Source organism: Xanthobacter luteus (genome assembly GCF_040049235.1).
In the GTDB taxonomy this organism is placed as follows: Bacteria; Pseudomonadota; Alphaproteobacteria; order Rhizobiales; family Xanthobacteraceae; genus Xanthobacter.
The window spans coordinates 384386-400871 of record NZ_JBDZDO010000003.1 but is presented as its reverse complement, the minus strand read 5'-3'; the positions used below and the strand labels follow the sequence as shown (position 1 = coordinate 400871).

The following is a 16486-nucleotide window of genomic DNA, read 5'->3' as shown; positions in this document are numbered from 1 at the left end:
AGGAGCGACGGGGTGGGGGGTCCCACCGCCGCCGATCCCCTCGCCGCCCCGACCGCGGAGATCGCGCCACCCCCCACCCTGCCCTCCCCCGCAAGGGGGGAGGGAGGGCCCAAGGCGGGCGTCGCGCGTCACGCGGAGGCGGGCCTGCGCGCCCCCGCCGGCAGGAATGCCCCATGACCGGCGATGCCCCGCTGCTGCTCGCCGAGGGCCTCGGCAAGGACTACGGCGCCCGCATCGGCTGCCGCGCCGTGGACCTTTCGCTCCACGAAGGCGAGGTGCTGGCCGTCGTCGGCGAGTCCGGATCGGGCAAGTCCACCTTGCTCTCGCTTCTGTCCGGCGCGCAGGCGCCGAGCGCGGGGCGGGTCAGCTACCGCCGCGGCGACGGCGTCCTCGCCGACCTCGCGCTCATGCCCGAGGCGGAGCGGCGCCTGCTCATGCGCACCGATTTCGGTTTCGTGCACCAGCGCGCCGAGGACGGCCTGCGCATGGCGGTCTCGGCCGGAGGCAATGTGGGCGAGCGCCTGATGGCCGCCGGCCGGCGCCACTACGGCGCCATCCGCGCCGAGGCGGCGGACTTCCTCGCCCGGGTGGAGATCGATCCCGCCCGCATGGACGAGGACCCCCGTGCCTTCTCCGGCGGCATGCGCCAGCGCCTCCAGATCGCGCGCAATCTGGTCAGCCGCCCGCGCCTGGTCTTCATGGACGAGCCCACCTCCGGCCTCGACGTGTCGGTGCAGGCCAAGCTGCTCGACTTGATCCGCGCGCTGGTGGAGGAGCTGGGCCTCGCGGTGGTGATCGTCACCCACGACCTCGCGGTGGCGCGGCTGCTCGCCGACCGCATCCTGGTGATGCGCGCCGGCCGGGTGATCGAAGCGGGTCTTTGCGACCAGGTGCTCGACGATCCGCAGGCGCCGTATACCCAGCTCCTCGTCGCCTCGGTGCTGACGCCATGATTTCTCACGCGATGCCCTCCCAAGCCCCGCGCCCGCACGCCGATCGCGGCCGGCCCGCGGCCCGACGGGCGGGCGAGGCCGCCGGCCGCGCCCCGGTGCTGGTGGTCGAGGGCCTCGCCAAGAGCTTCACCCTGCATCTGAAGGGCGGCACGCGCCTGCCCGCGCTCGCCCCCCTCTCCTTCGCGGTCGGCGCCGGCGAGTGCGTGGCGCTGGACGGCCCCTCGGGCGCCGGCAAGAGCTCGGTGCTGAAGATGATCTACGGCAGCTACCGCATCGACCAGGGCTCGGTGCGCCTCGCCGACGGCGACGACGCGGCCGAGCTAGCGGGCGCCGACCCGCGCCTGGTGCTGCGCCTGCGGCGCGAGCGCATGGCCCATGTGAGCCAGTTCCTGCGCGTGATCCCGCGTGTTCCCGCGCTCGAGGTGGTGGCGGCGCCGCTGCGCCAGCAGGGCGCGGACACGGCCGAGGCGCGCGCGCGCGCCGGCGCGCTGCTGGCGCGGCTCAATCTGCCGGAGCGGCTGTGGGGTCTGCCGCCCGCCACCTTCTCCGGCGGCGAGCAGCAGCGGGTGAACGTGGCGCGCGGCTTCCTCGCCGCCAAGGCGCTGCTGCTGCTGGACGAGCCCACCGCCTCGCTCGACGCCGTCAACCGCGCGGTGGTGGTGGATCTCATCCGCGAACGCCGCCGGCAGGGCTGCGCCATCCTCGGCATCTTCCACGACGCCGAGACGCGCGCGGCGGTCGCCGACCGCACGGTAAACGTGACCGGTCGCCCCCGGGACCAGACGGAGACCACATGACACACCAGGTGCTCGCCAACGCCCGCCTCGTGCTCGCGGATGCGGTGGTCCACGGCCATGTCCATGTGATCGACGGGCGCATCGCCGAGGTGGGCACCGGCGCGGTCCCCGCGGGGGCGCAGGACCTCGAGGGCGATTTCCTGCTGCCCGGCCTCGTGGAGCTGCACACCGACCATGTGGAGGGCCACCTCTCGCCGCGCCCCAAGGTGCGCTGGAACCCGCGCGCCGCAGTGCTCGCCCACGACGCGCAGATCGCAGCGTCCGGCATCACCACGGTGTTTGACAGCCTGCGCATCTGGCCGGACCGGGGCGTCTCCAGCCTCGACGGCGAGCTGCCGCATGTCGTCGCCGCACTCGCCGAGGCGGGGGCGGCGGGCATGCTGCGCGCCGACCACCGCATCCACCTGCGCTGCGAGGTGCCGACCCAGAGCGTGGTGGACGATGCCGCCGCGGTCCTGCGGCTGTCGCCCGTCCACCTGATCTCGCTCATGGACCACACGCCGGGCCAGCGGCAGTTCGCCTCGGTGGCGCAGTTCGCCAGCTATTACATGGAGAAGGGCGGGATCACCCCGCAGGAGATGGACGCGATCGTCGCCCACCGCCTCGCCTTCCAGGAGCGCTATGCCGCGGCCAACCGGCAGGCGCTGGTGGCGCTCGCCCATGCCCATGGCTGCGTGCTGGCGAGCCACGACGACGCCACCGCCGCCCACGTGGCGCAGGCGATCGCCGAGGGCGTGGCGCTGGCCGAGTTCCCCACCACCCACGAGGCGGCGCGGCTCTCCCACGCGGCGGGCATCCGTGTGCTCATGGGCGCGCCGAACCTGGTGCGCGGCGGCTCCCACACCGGCAACGTCGCCGCCGAGACGCTGGCGCGGGAAGGCATGCTCGACATCCTCTCCTCCGACTATGTCCCCTCCAGCCTGCTTTGGGCCGCCTTCGAACTGCCGCGCCGGGTGCCCTCGATCACCTTGCCGGAGGCGGTGCGTCTGGTGAGCCTCAATCCGGCGCGGGCGTCCGGCCTCGACGACCGGGGCGCGATCGCCGTCGGCCAGCGCGCGGACCTGGTGCGTGTCGCCTTGCTGGGCGATCTGCCGGTGGTGCGCGAGGTCCATCGCGACGGGCGCCGGGTGGCATGAGCGGGGCGCGGATCGGTCCCGGCACGCTGGTGCTCGTGGTCGGCCCTTCGGGCGCCGGCAAGGACACCCTCATCGGCCTGGCGCGCGCGCGCCTGTCCGGGGAGAAGCGGGTGCTGTTCGCGCGCCGCCTCGTCACCCGCGCGCCGGGGGCGGGCGAAGCGCACGGCACGCTCAGCGAGGCGGCGTTCGAGGCCGAGTGCGCGGCCGGGCGCTTCCCGCTCTCCTGGCGCGCCCACGGGCTTGGCTACGCGCTCGGGCCGGAGGTGGCGACGCATCTCGGCGACGGCGGGCTGGTGGTGGCCAACGGCTCCCGCGCCAGTCTGCCGCAGGCGCGGGCGCGCTTCGCGCGGATGAAGGTCGTGCTGGTGACGGCGCCGCTCGAACTGCGCGCGGCGCGGCTCGCCCAGCGCGGGCGCGAGAGCGCGCCCGAGATCGCCGAGCGCCTGTCGCACGCGCCGCAGGCGGAGGTGGCGCCGGACCTCGTGATCGAAAACGTGGGATCGCCCCAGGTCGGCGGCGAGGCGCTGCGCGCTTTCATCGCCGCGGAGCTGGCGCATGCGCCGGCCAGGGCGCAGGATTAGGGCGCGCTCCGGGCCGGCCCGAGCCGCCCGCGGGCGGCACCCGCCTACTGGCGGTAATGCTGGATGCGCGTGGTGCGCAGGCCGGGAAGGCCGTGGCGGTCGATGGAGGCCTGCCAGGAGAGGAATTCGTCCACGGTGAGCGTGTAGCGCCTGCAGGCTTCCTCAAGGGAAAGCAGCCCGCCGCGCACGGCCGCCACCACCTCCGCCTTGCGGCGGATGACCCAGCGCCGGGTGTCCGGCGGCGGCAGATCCGCAATGGTCAGCGGCCCGCCGTCCGGTCCGATCACGTATTTCACCCTGGGCCGATAGGCATCGGTCATCGGTACGCCACCTGTTACTCGTTCCCAACGTGGGTTGAGCATGGCAGTAGCGCATGAAAATTTCCTAAAGGACGGACGGAAAAGAGTTTTTACTTCTCTTAATGGGCGATGAACATTTGGTTGTCGAAGCGTAAACGAAAGGCTGAACCGGCGCGCCGCAAGATGAAGACCTGTGGCATCCAAGATCTCCCCGCAGATCACAGGAGCGAAGGCTTCCGGATCGGCGCGGCAGCCGGCCGCTCGGCTTGAAGCCGGGCGGGCGCCGAGGCTCCCCCGCCTCAGGGAAAGGGGTCTCCAGCGCGCCAGGACGCGAGACCGGCGGAACGCGGGATGTTGAGAGGGACCCGACGCTCCGCCGGCCGCCTCAGACGATCAGGTCGCGGTGCTCGATCACGGTGGAATCGGCGGCCAGGCGGTAGAGGATCGGCGCGCCGGTGGCGAGCTCGCGCTTCACGATGCCTTCGGGCGACAGGCGCTCCAGGACCATCACCAGCGCGCGCAGGGAATTGCCGTGGGCCGCCACCAGCGTCGCCTCGCCGCGCAGCACGCAGGGCAGGATCTCCTGGATGTAGAACGGCAGCGTGCGGGCCACGGTGTCGCGCAGGCTCTCGCCGCCGGGCGGCGGCACGTCGTAGGAGCGGCGCCAGAGGTGCACCTGCTCGTCGCCCCATTTGGCGCGGGCGTCGTCCTTGTTCAGGCCGGAGAGGTTGCCATAGTCGCGCTCGTTGAGCGCCTGGTCGCGGATGACCTTCAGGTCCGGCTGCCCCATCTCGGCCAGCACCAATTGGCAGGTGGTCTCGGCGCGGGACAGAACGGAGGTGAAGGCCACGTTGAAGGCGAGCCCCTCGGCCTTCAGCAGCGCACCGGCGCGCTTGGCCTCGGCGACGCCCTGCTCGGTCAGGCCTGGGTCGCGCCAGCCGGTGAACAGGTTCTTCAGGTTCCACTCGCTCTGTCCGTGACGGACGAGGACGAGGACGCGGTCGGACATGGATCGGGCTCCTCAGTAATCGGCGAGGCCGAGCACGTCGGCCATGGAATAGAGGCCGGCCGGGCGGCCCTTGACCCAGCGGGCGGCGGCGAGGGCGCCCCGGGCGAAGATCTGGCGGTCCTCCGCCTTGTGGGCGAGCTCGATGCGCTCGTACGGGCCGGCGAAGATCACCACGTGCTCGCCCACCACCGAGCCGCCGCGCAGGCTGGCGAAGCCGATGTCGCCGGGCTTGCGCGCCCCGGTCTGGCCGTCGCGGCCGCGGTCGGCGCACTCGTCGAGCCGGCGGCCGCGGCCCTCGGCGGCGGCCTCGCCCAGAAGCAGCGCCGTGCCGGAAGGGGCGTCCACCTTCTTGTTGTGGTGCATCTCGACGATCTCGATGTCGAAGCTCTCGTCGAGCGTCGCCGCCACCCGCCGGGTGAGCGCGGCGAGCAGGTTCACGCCCAGACTCATATTGCCCGACTTGACGATGGCGATGCGGGCCGCGGCCGCGGCAAGGACCGCGGTGTCCGCCGCCGAGAAACCGGTGGTGCCGATCACCATGGGCACGCCCGCCGCGGCGAGGCGCGTGGCAAGGCCCGCCGCGGCCGCGGGCGTGGAGAAGTCGATCGCCACGTCGGCGGCCGGCAGCGCCGCCTCGACGCTGGTCACCCGCACCCCCGTGGCGCGCGCGGCACACATGAGGCCGGCATCCTCGCCCAGATGACTGCTGCCGGCATATTCCAGCGCCCCGGCCAATGCGAGGCCGGGCGTGTCGAGGATGGCCGAGATCAAAGCGCGGCCCATGCGGCCGCCCGCTCCCGAGATGACGATGCGCAGATCGGACACGGATCGCAGCTCCGAAATTCCGCGGGCGGCAAGGCCGTCCGCGCCGCCGTTCAGGCGATGAAGGATTCGCGGCCGGTGTGGCCGGCGATGATCAGCAGGTCCGCCACCGCCGCCTCCTGGCGGATGGCGAGCGCCTTCTGGTAGCCGGGCGAGTGGTAGCACGCGCGCGCGGTCGCGACGTCCTTGAAGGCGACCACGACATAACGCTGGCGGCCCTTGCCCTCGAGGATCCTGCTCTGCCCGCCGCGCACCAGGAACCAGGCGCCGTACTCGGCGAACGGGGCGGCGATCGCCGCCGCATAGTCCTTGTAGCGTTCGGGGTTGGTGACGTCGACGCGCGCCATCCAGTAGCCGCGCGGGGCGTCCGGCGTGCCCTCCGGCGGCGGGGCCGGCGAGGGCTGCGGCCCGTCATAGCCCTCCACGGCGGCGAGGTCGGCGATGGCAGTCGCGCCGCGCAGCCGGGCGACGGGTGCGTATTCGGGCGAGGCGTGGAGGCGCACCGCCTCGTCGAACGAGGACATCCGCGCCAAGACGTTGCGGTGGCGCTTGATGCCTTCCATCTGCTCGAAGTCGCCGCCGCGGATGACGAAGTCGATCTGGTGCCGCTGCGCGAAGGCAAGGTTCGCCTCGCGGTAAGTGATGTAGTCAACCGCATTGACCACATCGAGATTCAAGAACCAGTAGCCCTGCGCCATCGCCCTGCCCCCTCGAGGATCACGCTCCCGCAAGCTCCGCAATGATCGCCCGCGCCGCCGCGAGCGGCTCGGGCGCGGCCGTTATCGGCCGGCCCACCACGATCATGTCCGCCCCCGCGCGCCGCGCGTCGGACGGCGTGGCGATGCGCTTCTGGTCGCCCACCTCGGCGCCCGCGGGCCGCACCCCCGGCGTCACCACGAGCCCGGACGGCCCGAGGATGGCGCGCACCATGGCGGCGTCCGTGGGGGCGCAGATGACGCCGGCGACGCCGGCCTCCCGCGCGCTCGCGGCGCGCCGGCGCACCGTCTCCTCCACCCCGGCCGCATAGCCCGCGGCGGCGAGGTCGGCATCGTCGTAGGAGGTGAGCACGGTAACGCCCAGCACCTTCAGCGGGCTGCCCTGCGCGCCCCTGGCGGCGGCCTCGAGCGTCTGCGGATAAGCGTGCACGGTGAGCAGGCTCACGCCGCGCTCGGCGGCGGCGGCGGTGGCCTTCTCCACGGTGGTGCCGATGTCGTGCAGCTTGAGGTCGAGGAACACCCTCTTGCCGGACTTGATGAGCTCGCCGGCGAAGTCGAGCCCGCCGGCGATGGTGAGCTCGAGGCCGATCTTGTAGAAGCCGACGTCGTCGCCGAGCTGCCAGACCAGCGCCTCGGCCGCGGCGACGCCGGGAAAGTCCAGCGCCACGATCAGGCGGTCGCGGGGGGAGACCTCGGCGTTGCTCACAGCCCCTCCTCCATGGTGCGCCAGGCGGTGGGCGCGGCGCCGGCGCCGGCCGCAAACCAGCAGCCGCCGCCCACCGGCGGCTGGTCGTGGACCCGGGCAATGGGGTAGCCCGCCAAGTGGCACAGAAGCAAGGTCCCGACCCCGCCATGGCCGACGAATAGCGTGGGCGTGCCGGGCGCTTCGGCGAGCGCCGCCGTGACGGCCGAGACGATGCGCGCCTGCGCGTCCGCCGCCTTTTCCCAGCCGCGCACGCTTTCGTGCGGACGGGCGAAGAAGGCGTCCGCCACGGCCTGGAATTCGGGCTCGGGCAGATAGCCGGTGGCGGAGCGGTCATTCTCGTGCAGGCCCGCGCGCACGGCGACCTGAAGGCCGAGCGCGTCGGCGAGGATCTGCGCCGCCTCCTTGGCCTTCACCTCGGTGGAGGCGACGACGCGCCGGAAGGCGGCGAGCCCCGGGGCGGCCGCGAAGGCGCGGGTGCGGGCGGCGCCGAGGTCCGAGAGGCCCCATTCGGGCACCGGCACCGCCGGGTCCACGCGCACCTGCGGATGGGTGAGGTAGAGGAAGCGCGTCACGGCCTGCGCCCCGCCCTGCGGAAGGGATGAGGCGCCGCCGCGCGCGCCGTCACGGGCGGTGATAGGCCCACACCCGGGCGGGCGGCAGATTGCGCCACACGCGCGGGGAGACCTCGCCCTCGATCTTGCCCGGCACCAGCGGCACCGGCGAGACCACCGCATAGGTGAACTGGACGAACGGCGCGCCGGAGCGGCTGAGGTCGAAGGCCTCGTTCACCATGCGATGGCGCTCGGGCTGCGGCATGGTGAAGAGCGGCAGCGAGGAGATGGTGCCCACCGCCGGGCCCGGCAGCCGGCCCGCCAGCGTCTTTTCGAGCGCATAGGCATCGCCCTGGATCACCGTGACGCCGGGATAGCGCAGGCGCAGCAGGGCGCAGAAATCCGGATTGTACTCGATGAGATAGAGCCGCTCGGGGGCGAAGCCGCGCTCCAGCAACGCCTTGGTCACCGGCCCGGTGCCGGGGCCGAGCTCGATCACCGGGCCGTCGAAGGCGGGATCGAGGTAGCGCGCCATCATCCTGGCGAGCGCGGGGCCGGAAGGGGAAACTGCGCCGGTCTTGAGCGGGTTCTGGAACCACGACTGGAGGAAGCGGACTTCGTCCTTGATCGCCGGCTTGCCGTGCGGAGGCTTTCCGCTCGGCCTGCGCTGGTCGTGTGAATGAAGCATCAAGACACCTCGGCGCCCCCAAGGGGATGGCAGGCGATTAGACGGGAAACCACCGGGGGTCAAGCTTGCCCGGGCTCGGTCCTGAGCATGCCATAAAGGAAGCTGTCGAGCGCCGAGGCGAAAAGGACCTCCTCGGGCGGCGCGAGAAAGGCGGAGCAGGTGAGCTTCAGGCTCACCGTGCCGTGGACCAGGATCCAGAACGTCAGCGCCAGCGCCGAAGGCTCCGCTCCCGCGCGCAGCCGGCCGGCGGCGGCGAGTTCCTCGAACACGCCGGCAATGAGCGCGAACGCGGCGGCCCCGGCCTCGTCCTTGCCGCCCAAGGCAGCGGCGGCGAAGGCCGGCTCCATGAAGATCAGGCGGTAGGTATCGGGCTCGGCGCGCGCGAAGCCCGCATAAGCGAGCGCCAGCGCCTTCAGCCGCGCCAGCGGGTCGGCGACCTTGCCGGCCTCTTCCAGCGCCTCCAGCAGCGCGCGCATGCCGGCGCTGCCGAGGGCGCGGGCGATCTCCTCGCGGCTGGCGAAATGCAGATAGAGCGCCGCCGGCGAATAGCCCGCCGCCTCGGCGATGCGGCGCATGGTGAGCGCGCCGAAGCCCTGCTCCAGCACGATGCGCCGCGCTTCGGCGAGGATGCGGGCACGCGCGTCCTCCTTGCGGCGGGCGCGCGGACTTTGGGTGGCAGGCACCGACGAAGCTCCGGAGCGATTGACATGAACGATGTTTAGTTTATGAACATAGTTCAGTGAACGATGTTCAGGGGATTGTCCTATGCCCGCCTTTCCCAATCCGCAAGCGCCGACCCCACCGCGCGCCCCGGCGCAGGAGCCCGAAGCCGCCCCGGCGCCGCGCATCGGCCTCGTGGGCGCCACCGGGGCGGTGGGCGCCAGCGTCGCCGCGGCCCTCGCAGGGGCCGAAGCGCCGTTCGCGGTGATCGGCCGGTCCGAGGCGGGGCTGAACGCCGCCTTCGCCGCCGCGCCGCTGGCCCGCTTGCGCCGCTGGGACCCGCAGGACGGCGCTGCCATCCGCGCCGCCCTGCGCGGGCTCGACACCCTGGTCTACATGGTGGGCGTGCCCTACGACGCCTTCCACCTGCACCCCGAGCTCATGCGGCGCACCATCGCGGCGGCGCAGGCGGAGGGGGTGCGCCGGCTGCTGCTCATCGGCACCGCCTATCCCTTCGGCCGGGCCCGGGCGGCGCGGGTGGACGAACGCCACCCGCGCGCACCGCACACCTTCAAGGGCCGCATGCGCATGGAGCAGGAAGACGTGCTCATGGCGGCGCACGCGGCCGGCGGTCTGGAGGCGGCGATCCTGCGCCTGCCGGATTTCTACGGGCCAGGCGTAGAGCGCAGCTTCCTCGCCGACATCTTCGCGGCGGCGGCGCGGGGGCGGCGGGCGAACGTGGTGGGTCCTGTGGACACGCCGCACGAATTCGTCTTCGTGCCGGACGTGGGGCCGGTGGTGCGCGCGCTCCTGGCGCGGGACGAGGCGTTCGGCCGCACCTTCAATCTCGGCGGCGCCGGCACCATCACGGTGCGCGAGGTGGCGCGGCAGGCGTTCGCATTGGCGGGACGGAAGCCGAAGCTGATGGTGGCCGGCCGGACCCTGCTGCGCCTCGCCGGCCTGTTCGATCCGGTGATGCGCGAACTGGTGGAGATGCACTATCTGATGCGCGAGCCGGTGGTGTTCGACGATACGGCGCTTGAAGGGCTCGTCGGCCCGATCTCGAAGACGCCGTATGCGCAGGGTATCGCCCGGTGCATGGCCGCGGCGCAGGTCGCCCAAGGGCGGGCGGCGGCCTGAGGGCTCACGCCCCCTCGCCGGCCGCGCCCTGGAAGAACTCCTTCACCTTGGAGAAGAAGCCGGCGGATTCCGGGTGGGTCTCGCCGGAGCTCTCCTTCTCGAACTCGGCGAGCAGCTCCTTCTGGCGCTTGGTGAGCTTCTGCGGCGTCTCCACCACCACCTGGACATACATGTCGCCGTAGGAGCGCGTGCGCAGGATGGGCATGCCCTTGCCGGAGAGGCGGAAGCGCTTCTGCGACTGGGTGCCCTCGGGGATCTTCACCTTGCTCTTCTCGCCGTCGATGGTGGGCACCTCCACCTGGCCGCCGAGCGCGGCGGTGACCATGGAGATGGGCACGCGGCAATAGAGGTCCGCGCCCTCGCGCTGGAAGAAGGGGTGCGGCTCGATGGACAGGAAGATGTAGAGATCGCCCGCCGCCCCGCCGCGCACGCCGGCCTCGCCCTCGCCGCCGAGGCGGATGCGCGTGCCGTCCTCGACGCCGGCGGGGATCTGCACCGAGAGCGTGCGCTCGCGGGTGACGCGCCCGGCGCCGCCGCAGGCGCCGCAGGGGTCCTCGATCACCGAGCCGCGGCCCTGGCAGGTGGGGCAGGTGCGCTCCAGGGTGAAGAAGCCCTGGGCATGGCGGATCTTGCCCGCCCCGCCGCAGGTGCGGCAGGCCTTGGGCTGGGTGCCGGGCTTGGCGCCCGAGCCGTTGCAGGCCTCGCAGGTGACGGAGGTGGGGATCTTGATCTGCGCGGTCTTGCCGGCGAACGCCTCCTCGAGCGTGATCTCCATGTTGTAGCGCAGGTCCGCGCCGCGCCCGCGGCCGCCGCCCGCGCCGGCGCGTCCGCGGCCCATGCCGCCGCCGAACAGATCGTCGAAGATGTCGGCGAAGGTGGAGGCGAAATCGTTGCCGAAGCCGGGGCCGCCCCCGCCGCCGCCGTTCTCGAACGCGGCGTGGCCGAAGCGGTCATAGGCGGCCCGCTTCTGCGGGTCCTTGAGGACCTCGTAGGCCTCGCTGACCTCCTTGAAGCGGATCTCGGCCTCGGCATCCCCCTGGTTGCGGTCGGGGTGCCACTTCATGGCGAGCTTGCGGTAGGAGGCCTTCAGCACCGTCTCGTCGGCGCCGCGGTCACAGCCGAGGGTTTCGTAATAGTCGCGCTTCGACATCGTCCGTCATCACCCGCCGCCGGCCCTTTGGAGGGACCATCCTTTCAGGCTCTCGCCGTCATGCTCCGGCTTGACCGGAGCATCCATCCGCAAACCTTGGACATGGGCCCTCCGGTCAAGCCGGAGGGCGACGGCGTGAATTGGGCAGCGCCGGAGCCTACAATCACGGCGAACCCGCCGCATCAAAACGGCCGCAAACGCGCCGCCCCTCCCCCGCGAGGGAAAGGCGGCGCGCACCGCATCAGCTCAGGCCGACTTCTTCTTGTCGTCGTCCACCTCGGTGAACTCGGCGTCCACCACGTCGTCGGCAGGCTTCGCGGCCCCCGGCTCGCCGCTCTGCTGGGCCGCATACATGGCCTCGCCGAGCTTGAGGGAGGCCTGGGCGAGGGTGTTGGTCTTCGCCGCGATGGCCTCGGCGTCGTCGCCCGCGAGCGCCGACTTGAGATCGGCCAGCGCCGCCTCGATGGCGGCCTTCTCCGGCGCGCCGACCTTCTCGCCGTGCTCGGCGAGCGCCTTCTCGGTGGAGTGGACCAGAGCTTCCGCGTGGTTCTTGGCTTCCGCCAAAGCGCGGCGCTTCTTGTCCTCGGCCGCGTGGGCCTCGGCGTCCTTCACCATCTTGTCGATGTCGCCCTCGGAGAGGCCGCCCGACGCCTGGATGCGGATCTGCTGCTCCTTGCCGGTGCCCTTGTCCTTGGCGGAGACGTTGACGATGCCGTTGGCGTCGATGTCGAACGTCACCTCCACCTGCGGCACGCCGCGCGGCGCCGGCGGCAGGCCCATGAGGTCGAACTGGGCCAGCAGCTTGTTGTCCGCCGCCATCTCGCGCTCACCCTGGAACACGCGGATCGTCACCGCGGTCTGGCCATCTTCCGCCGTCGAGAACACCTGGCTCTTCTTGGTGGGGATGGTGGTGTTGCGGTCGATGAGGCGGGTGAACACGCCGCCGAGCGTCTCGATGCCGAGCGACAGCGGGGTCACGTCGAGCAGCAGCACGTCCTTCACGTCGCCCTGGAGCACGCCCGCCTGGATGGCGGCGCCGATGGCGACCACCTCGTCCGGGTTGACGCCCTTGTGGGGCTCCTTGCCGAAGAACTGCTTCACCACTTCCTGGACCTTGGGCATGCGGGTCATGCCGCCGACCAGCACCACCTCGTCGATCTGCCCGGCGGTGAGGCCGGCATCCTTCAGCGCGAGCCGGCAGGGCTCGACGGTCTTCTGGATCAGATCGTCCACCAGCGCCTCGAACTTGGCGCGGGTGAGCTTCATGGTCAGGTGTTTCGGGCCGGTGGCGTCGGCGGTGATGAAGGGCAGGTTGATCTCGGTCTGGGTCGCGGACGACAGTTCGATCTTCGCCTTCTCGGCGGCCTCCTTGAGGCGCTGAAGAGCAAGCTTGTCGTTGCGCAGGTCGATGCCCTGCTCCTTCTTGAACTCGTCCGCCAGGTAGCTGACGAGCCGCATGTCGAAATCCTCGCCGCCGAGGAAGGTGTCGCCGTTGGTGGACTTCACCTCGAACACGCCGTCGCCGATCTCCAGCACCGACACGTCGAACGTGCCGCCGCCGAGGTCATAGACCGCGATGGTGCCGGCCGACTTCTTGTCGAGGCCGTAAGCGAGCGCGGCCGCGGTGGGCTCGTTGATGATGCGCAGCACGTCGAGGCCGGCGATCCGGCCGGCGTCCTTGGTGGCCTGGCGCTGGGCGTCGTTGAAGTAAGCCGGCACCGTGATGACGGCCTGCTCCACCTTCTCGCCCAGGAACGACTCGGCCGTCTCCTTCATCTTCTGCAGGATGAAGGCGGAGATCTGGGAGGGGGAATACTTCTTGCCGTCCGCCTCGACCCAGGCGTCGCCATTGTCGGCGCGCACGATCTGGTAGGGGACGAGCTTCTTGTCCTTCTCGACGGTCGGGTCGTCGTAGCGGCGGCCGATCAGGCGCTTCACCGCGAAGAAGGTGCGCTCGGGATTGGTGACGGACTGGCGCTTGGCGGGCTGGCCGACGAGACGCTCGCCGTCCTCCGTGAAGGCGACGATGGAGGGCGTGGTGCGCGCGCCCTCGGCGTTCTCGATGACTTTCGGGGTGGACCCCTCCATCACCGCGACGCAGGAATTGGTGGTGCCGAGGTCGATGCCGATGATCTTGGCCATATGTTTCTCCTTGCCGGCAGACCGGCCGGGCCCTTTCGGCGCCCGCAGGGGATTCCCACGGGCCTCTCCCGCGGCGATCCGCCGGCCCCCTTTACGAAATTGGGGTTCGTCGCGAAAACGACGATCGAAGCCGCATATAGGAGGGGCCATTTGGCGCCGCAAGGCGTCCATTGCGCCGCTCCAGCCTTTTTCACATTGCCGCGAGGACAAAGCCATGACCGCCCGTCACGCCAGGGGTCACCGCAGGGGGGCCGACCCGCGCGCAGTCCTGGTGGTTGTGGACCTGCAGGTGGACTTCCTGCCCGGCGGCGCGCTCGCCGTGCCGGGGGGCAACGAGGTGCCGCCGCTCGCCAACCGCGCCGCCGCCGCGTTCCGCAACGTGGTCCTGACCCAGGACTGGCACCCGGCCGGCCACGTCTCCTTCGCCTCCACCCATCCGGGCCGGGCGCCCTACGAGACCATCCCCCTGCCCTACGGCCCCCAAGTGCTGTGGCCGGATCACTGCGTCCAGGGCACGCCGGGCGCGCGCGTCTCCGCCCATGTGGACATTCCCCACGCCCAGCTCGTGATCCGCAAGGGCGTGCACCAGGGCATCGACAGCTATTCCACCTTCTACGAGGCGGACCGCACCACCCCCACCGGCCTCAGCGGCTATCTCAGGGACCGGGGCATCGACACGGTCTATCTCGCCGGGCTCGCCACCGACTTCTGCGTGTCGTGGTCGGCCGTGGACGCGGCGCGGCACGGCTTCGACACCTTCGTGGTGGAGGACGCCTGCCGCGCCATCGACGTCGCCGGCTCGCTCGCCAAGGCGCGGGCCGACATGGCCGCGGCGGGCGTGCAGATGGTGCGCCTCGACGACCTGCTCGCCTGAGGCGGCACCGGGCGCGGCTACTCCTCGACCGCGCTCATCCAGCCGAGCGGGGCGCCGGTGGCGTCCATGACGATGGCGAACGCGCCGACGCCCGGCACCTCGAACGGCGACCGCAGGATGCGCCCGCCCTCCTGTTCGAGCAGCTTCAGGCGTTCCGGCAGGTCGTCCACGTTGATGTAGCAGAACCAGTGCGGCGGCACGGTCGGCGGCACGATGTCGGCCTTGTCCATCATGCCGGCCACCGCCTCCCCGCCCAGCATGGCGATGAAATAGGTGCCGCCGCCCTCCATGGGCATCTGTTCGAAGGTCCAGCCCAGCGTCCGGCCGTAGAACGCCTTGGCTTTCTCCACGTCGTCGGTCAGGAGTTCGTTCCAGTAGAATTTGCCGTGCGGCGCCATTGGCTTCTCCCGGTATGCCGAAGATTGCGGAGCCCGCGCCCGGAAGCGGCGTTGAACCGGATCGGATCCGGCTCCGACGGCGGCCGGACAGAAGCCGCCGGCGCTCATTATCATGCCCGGAGCAAATGCGCCCCCTTGGGGCCGATGGAGGACGCATGGACCATCAAGGCCTCGAGATCGCCCCCGGCGCGCTCTGGCTCCGCGAGGCCTTGGACCGGCCGGCGCAGGAGGCGCTCCTCGCCGCCATCCGGTCCGTGATCGCCGCCGCGCCGCTGTTCACCCCCCGCATGCCGCGCACCGGCAAGCCATTCTCCGTGCGCATGACCAATTGCGGCCCGCTCGGCTGGGTGTCGGATGCGGCGGGCTACCGCTACCAGCCGTTCCACCCCGACACGCGCCGGCCCTGGCCGGCCATGCCGCAAGCCTTGCTCGCCTTGTGGACCGCTTATGCGGGCGGCGCGCCGCCGCCTGAGGCGTGCCTCGTCAATGTCTACGCCGCCGCCGCCCGCATGGGTCTGCACCAGGACCGGGACGAGGACGACCTCACCGCGCCGGTCCTTTCGCTCTCGCTGGGCGATACCTGCGTGTTCCGCATCGGCGGCACGGCGCGCGCCGATCCCACGCGCTCGGTGCGCCTCGCCTCGGGCGACGTGCTGGTGCTGGGGGGGCCGAGCCGCCTCGCCTTCCACGGCGTCGACCGGGTGATCGCCGGCTCCTCCAGCCTGATCGACGGCGGCGGGCGCATCAACCTCACCTTGCGCCGGGTGACGGTTTCCGCTTGATTCGTCACGCTATGGCCCGCTTTGGACCACAAAACCCGAACGACCCGAACCCGATCCGGCGCTCCGCCCCGCGGCGGCAGCCGGACCCGGTCCCCAGCGGAGCCCGCCTGATGCGCCTTTTCCTCGCCGCCGTGCTCCTGTCCGCCACCCTGGCGCTGTCCGCCGCCTTCTCCGTCGCCGAGGCGGCCGAAGTGGCGTTCCCGCGCGGCTCCATCGTCGGCCTCGTGCCGCCGGAAGGGATGAGCGAAGGGCGGACCTTCTCCGGCTTCGAGGACCGCGACAAGAACGCCGCCTTGCTCATGGTGGACATGCCGGCCGAGGCCTTCCCCCAGCTCGAGGCGAGCTTCACCGATGCGGCGCTCGCCGGGAAGGGCATCAAGGTTGAGGCGCGCGAGGCGTTTCCAGTGACCGGCGCCAAGGCGATCCTGGTCACCGGCACCCAGGCCGCCGGCGCGCTCACTTTGCGCAAATGGGTGCTGCTGGCGGGCAACGACGTGCTCACCGCTCTGGTGACCTTCCAGGTGCCCGAGAGCGAGGCTGGCGCCTATCCCGACGCCAAGGTGCGCGCGGCGCTGGCGACGCTCGCCTTCCGCTCCGCCCGCGACCAGGTGGAGGCGCTGCCTTACACGCTCAACGACCTCGCCGGCTTCCGGGTGGTGCGCACGCTCGGCGGCTCCACGGTGATCCTCACCGACGGTCCGAAGAACGTGGTGGACGGCGCCGAGCAGCCCTATTTCGTGGTGGCGGTCTCCGGCGGCGCGCCGCGCGAGGAGGAACGGGGGCGGTTCGCGGTGCGCGCGCTCGCCGGCCTGCCCGGCGTGAAGGACATCCAGGTCGAGCGCGCCGAACCGCTGCGCCTCGCCAACCACATGGGCTACGAGGTGATGGCGAAGGGCGTGGACGTGCGCACCGGCGTTCCGGTGAAGGTGGTGCAGTGGATGCGCTTCGGCACCTCCGGCTACATGCGCATGGTGGGCGTCACCCCGCTCGAGAGCTTCCCGGAGCTCTATCCGCGCCTGCGCGCCATCCGCGACGGTGTCGAGCCGCGCTGAGGGGTGCCGGGCCTTCCGCACGCGAGCGGG

At 71.7% G+C, this 16486-nt stretch carries 19 protein-coding genes; 8 read left to right on the top strand and 11 right to left on the bottom strand.

The features are described 5' to 3' along the window. Positions 1–173: 173 nt before the first annotated feature. From phnK to phnN, 4 genes are read left to right on the top strand one after another with little or no spacing between them, the layout of a single operon-like run. Positions 174–953 (top strand): phosphonate C-P lyase system protein PhnK, encoded by a 780-nt coding sequence (gene phnK, locus ABLE88_RS12950; protein WP_348832096.1) that lies wholly within the window; start codon positions 174–176, stop codon positions 951–953. An 11-nt stretch (positions 954–964) separates the two neighbouring features. Beyond that, a complete protein-coding gene (phnL, locus tag ABLE88_RS12945) occupies positions 965–1750 on the top strand; it encodes a phosphonate C-P lyase system protein PhnL (RefSeq protein ID WP_348832095.1) in 786 nt (261 codons plus the stop codon). Beyond that, a complete protein-coding gene (locus tag ABLE88_RS12940; protein WP_348832094.1) occupies positions 1747–2886 on the top strand; it encodes an alpha-D-ribose 1-methylphosphonate 5-triphosphate diphosphatase in 1140 nt (379 codons plus the stop codon). The genes phnL and ABLE88_RS12940 overlap by 4 nt, the downstream gene beginning before the upstream one ends. Further along, positions 2883–3467 (top strand): phosphonate metabolism protein/1,5-bisphosphokinase (PRPP-forming) PhnN, encoded by a 585-nt coding sequence (gene phnN / locus ABLE88_RS12935; RefSeq protein ID WP_348832093.1) that lies wholly within the window; start codon positions 2883–2885, stop codon positions 3465–3467. The genes ABLE88_RS12940 and phnN overlap by 4 nt, the downstream gene beginning before the upstream one ends. Positions 3468–3511: 44 nt before the next feature. Here the strand turns inward: phnN and sciP are convergent, their stop codons facing one another. The 8 genes from sciP to ABLE88_RS12890 form a co-directional block, all read right to left on the bottom strand. Further along, complete coding sequence (gene sciP, locus ABLE88_RS12930) at positions 3512–3787, bottom strand: CtrA inhibitor SciP (protein WP_138397733.1); 276 nt, start codon at positions 3785–3787, stop codon at positions 3512–3514. Between the two features lie 364 nt (positions 3788–4151). Then, the gene (locus tag ABLE88_RS12925; RefSeq protein ID WP_348832092.1) at positions 4152–4775 is read right to left on the bottom strand and encodes a 2,3-bisphosphoglycerate-dependent phosphoglycerate mutase; all 624 of its coding nucleotides are present in this window, start codon (positions 4773–4775) and stop codon (positions 4152–4154) included. A gap of 12 nt (positions 4776–4787) precedes the next feature. Beyond that, positions 4788–5600, bottom strand: coding sequence for a 4-hydroxy-tetrahydrodipicolinate reductase (gene dapB, locus ABLE88_RS12920; RefSeq protein WP_348832091.1), 813 nt, complete (start codon positions 5598–5600; stop codon positions 4788–4790). Positions 5601–5650: 50 nt separating this feature from the next. Next, on the bottom strand, positions 5651–6295 hold the full coding sequence (locus tag ABLE88_RS23830; RefSeq protein WP_510182890.1) for a DUF1330 domain-containing protein: 645 nt from the start codon (positions 6293–6295) through the stop codon (positions 5651–5653). Positions 6296–6314: 19 nt separating this feature from the next. Further along, positions 6315–7019, bottom strand: a complete 705-nt coding sequence (gene pyrF / locus ABLE88_RS12905) for an orotidine-5'-phosphate decarboxylase (RefSeq protein ID WP_348832090.1) — start codon at positions 7017–7019, stop codon at positions 6315–6317. After that, positions 7016–7591: a histidine phosphatase family protein gene (locus ABLE88_RS12900; RefSeq protein ID WP_348832089.1), complete on the bottom strand. Its 576-nt coding sequence runs from the start codon at positions 7589–7591 to the stop codon at positions 7016–7018. Before ABLE88_RS12900 ends, pyrF begins: the two co-directional genes overlap by 4 nt. 49 nt (positions 7592–7640) lie before the next feature. Next, positions 7641–8258 (bottom strand): class I SAM-dependent methyltransferase, encoded by a 618-nt coding sequence (locus ABLE88_RS12895; RefSeq protein ID WP_348832088.1) that lies wholly within the window; start codon positions 8256–8258, stop codon positions 7641–7643. 59 nt (positions 8259–8317) lie between these two features. Further along, positions 8318–8941 carry a TetR/AcrR family transcriptional regulator gene (locus tag ABLE88_RS12890; RefSeq protein ID WP_348832087.1) on the bottom strand — a complete coding sequence of 208 codons (624 nt, stop codon included), beginning with the start codon at positions 8939–8941 and terminating at the stop codon, positions 8318–8320. 82 nt (positions 8942–9023) lie between these two features. Between ABLE88_RS12890 and ABLE88_RS12885 the strand changes: the two genes are divergently transcribed. Continuing rightward, a complete protein-coding gene (locus tag ABLE88_RS12885; protein WP_348832086.1) occupies positions 9024–10058 on the top strand; it encodes an NAD-dependent epimerase/dehydratase family protein in 1035 nt (344 codons plus the stop codon). Between the two features lie 4 nt (positions 10059–10062). On the opposite strand, the gene dnaJ is transcribed toward ABLE88_RS12885, so the two are convergent. Then, entirely contained in the window at positions 10063–11208 is a 1146-nt protein-coding gene (gene dnaJ, locus ABLE88_RS12880; protein WP_348832085.1) for a molecular chaperone DnaJ, read from the bottom strand. 246 nt (positions 11209–11454) lie between these two features. Then, a complete protein-coding gene (gene dnaK / locus ABLE88_RS12875; protein ID WP_348832084.1) occupies positions 11455–13500 on the bottom strand; it encodes a molecular chaperone DnaK in 2046 nt (681 codons plus the stop codon). 64 nt (positions 13501–13564) lie between these two features. On the opposite strand from dnaK, the gene pncA reads away from it, so the two are divergent. Beyond that, positions 13565–14224: a bifunctional nicotinamidase/pyrazinamidase gene (pncA, locus tag ABLE88_RS12870; protein ID WP_348832083.1), complete on the top strand. Its 660-nt coding sequence runs from the start codon at positions 13565–13567 to the stop codon at positions 14222–14224. Positions 14225–14241: 17 nt separating this feature from the next. Here the strand turns inward: pncA and ABLE88_RS12865 are convergent, their stop codons facing one another. Then, positions 14242–14622: a VOC family protein gene (locus tag ABLE88_RS12865; RefSeq protein ID WP_348832082.1), complete on the bottom strand. Its 381-nt coding sequence runs from the start codon at positions 14620–14622 to the stop codon at positions 14242–14244. Positions 14623–14777: 155 nt separating this feature from the next. Between ABLE88_RS12865 and ABLE88_RS12860 the strand changes: the two genes are divergently transcribed. Then, entirely contained in the window at positions 14778–15404 is a 627-nt protein-coding gene (locus tag ABLE88_RS12860; protein WP_348832081.1) for an alpha-ketoglutarate-dependent dioxygenase AlkB family protein, read from the top strand. Between the two features lie 110 nt (positions 15405–15514). Then, entirely contained in the window at positions 15515–16456 is a 942-nt protein-coding gene (locus tag ABLE88_RS12855) for a hypothetical protein (RefSeq protein ID WP_348832080.1), read from the top strand. Positions 16457–16486: the final 30 nt, after the last annotated feature.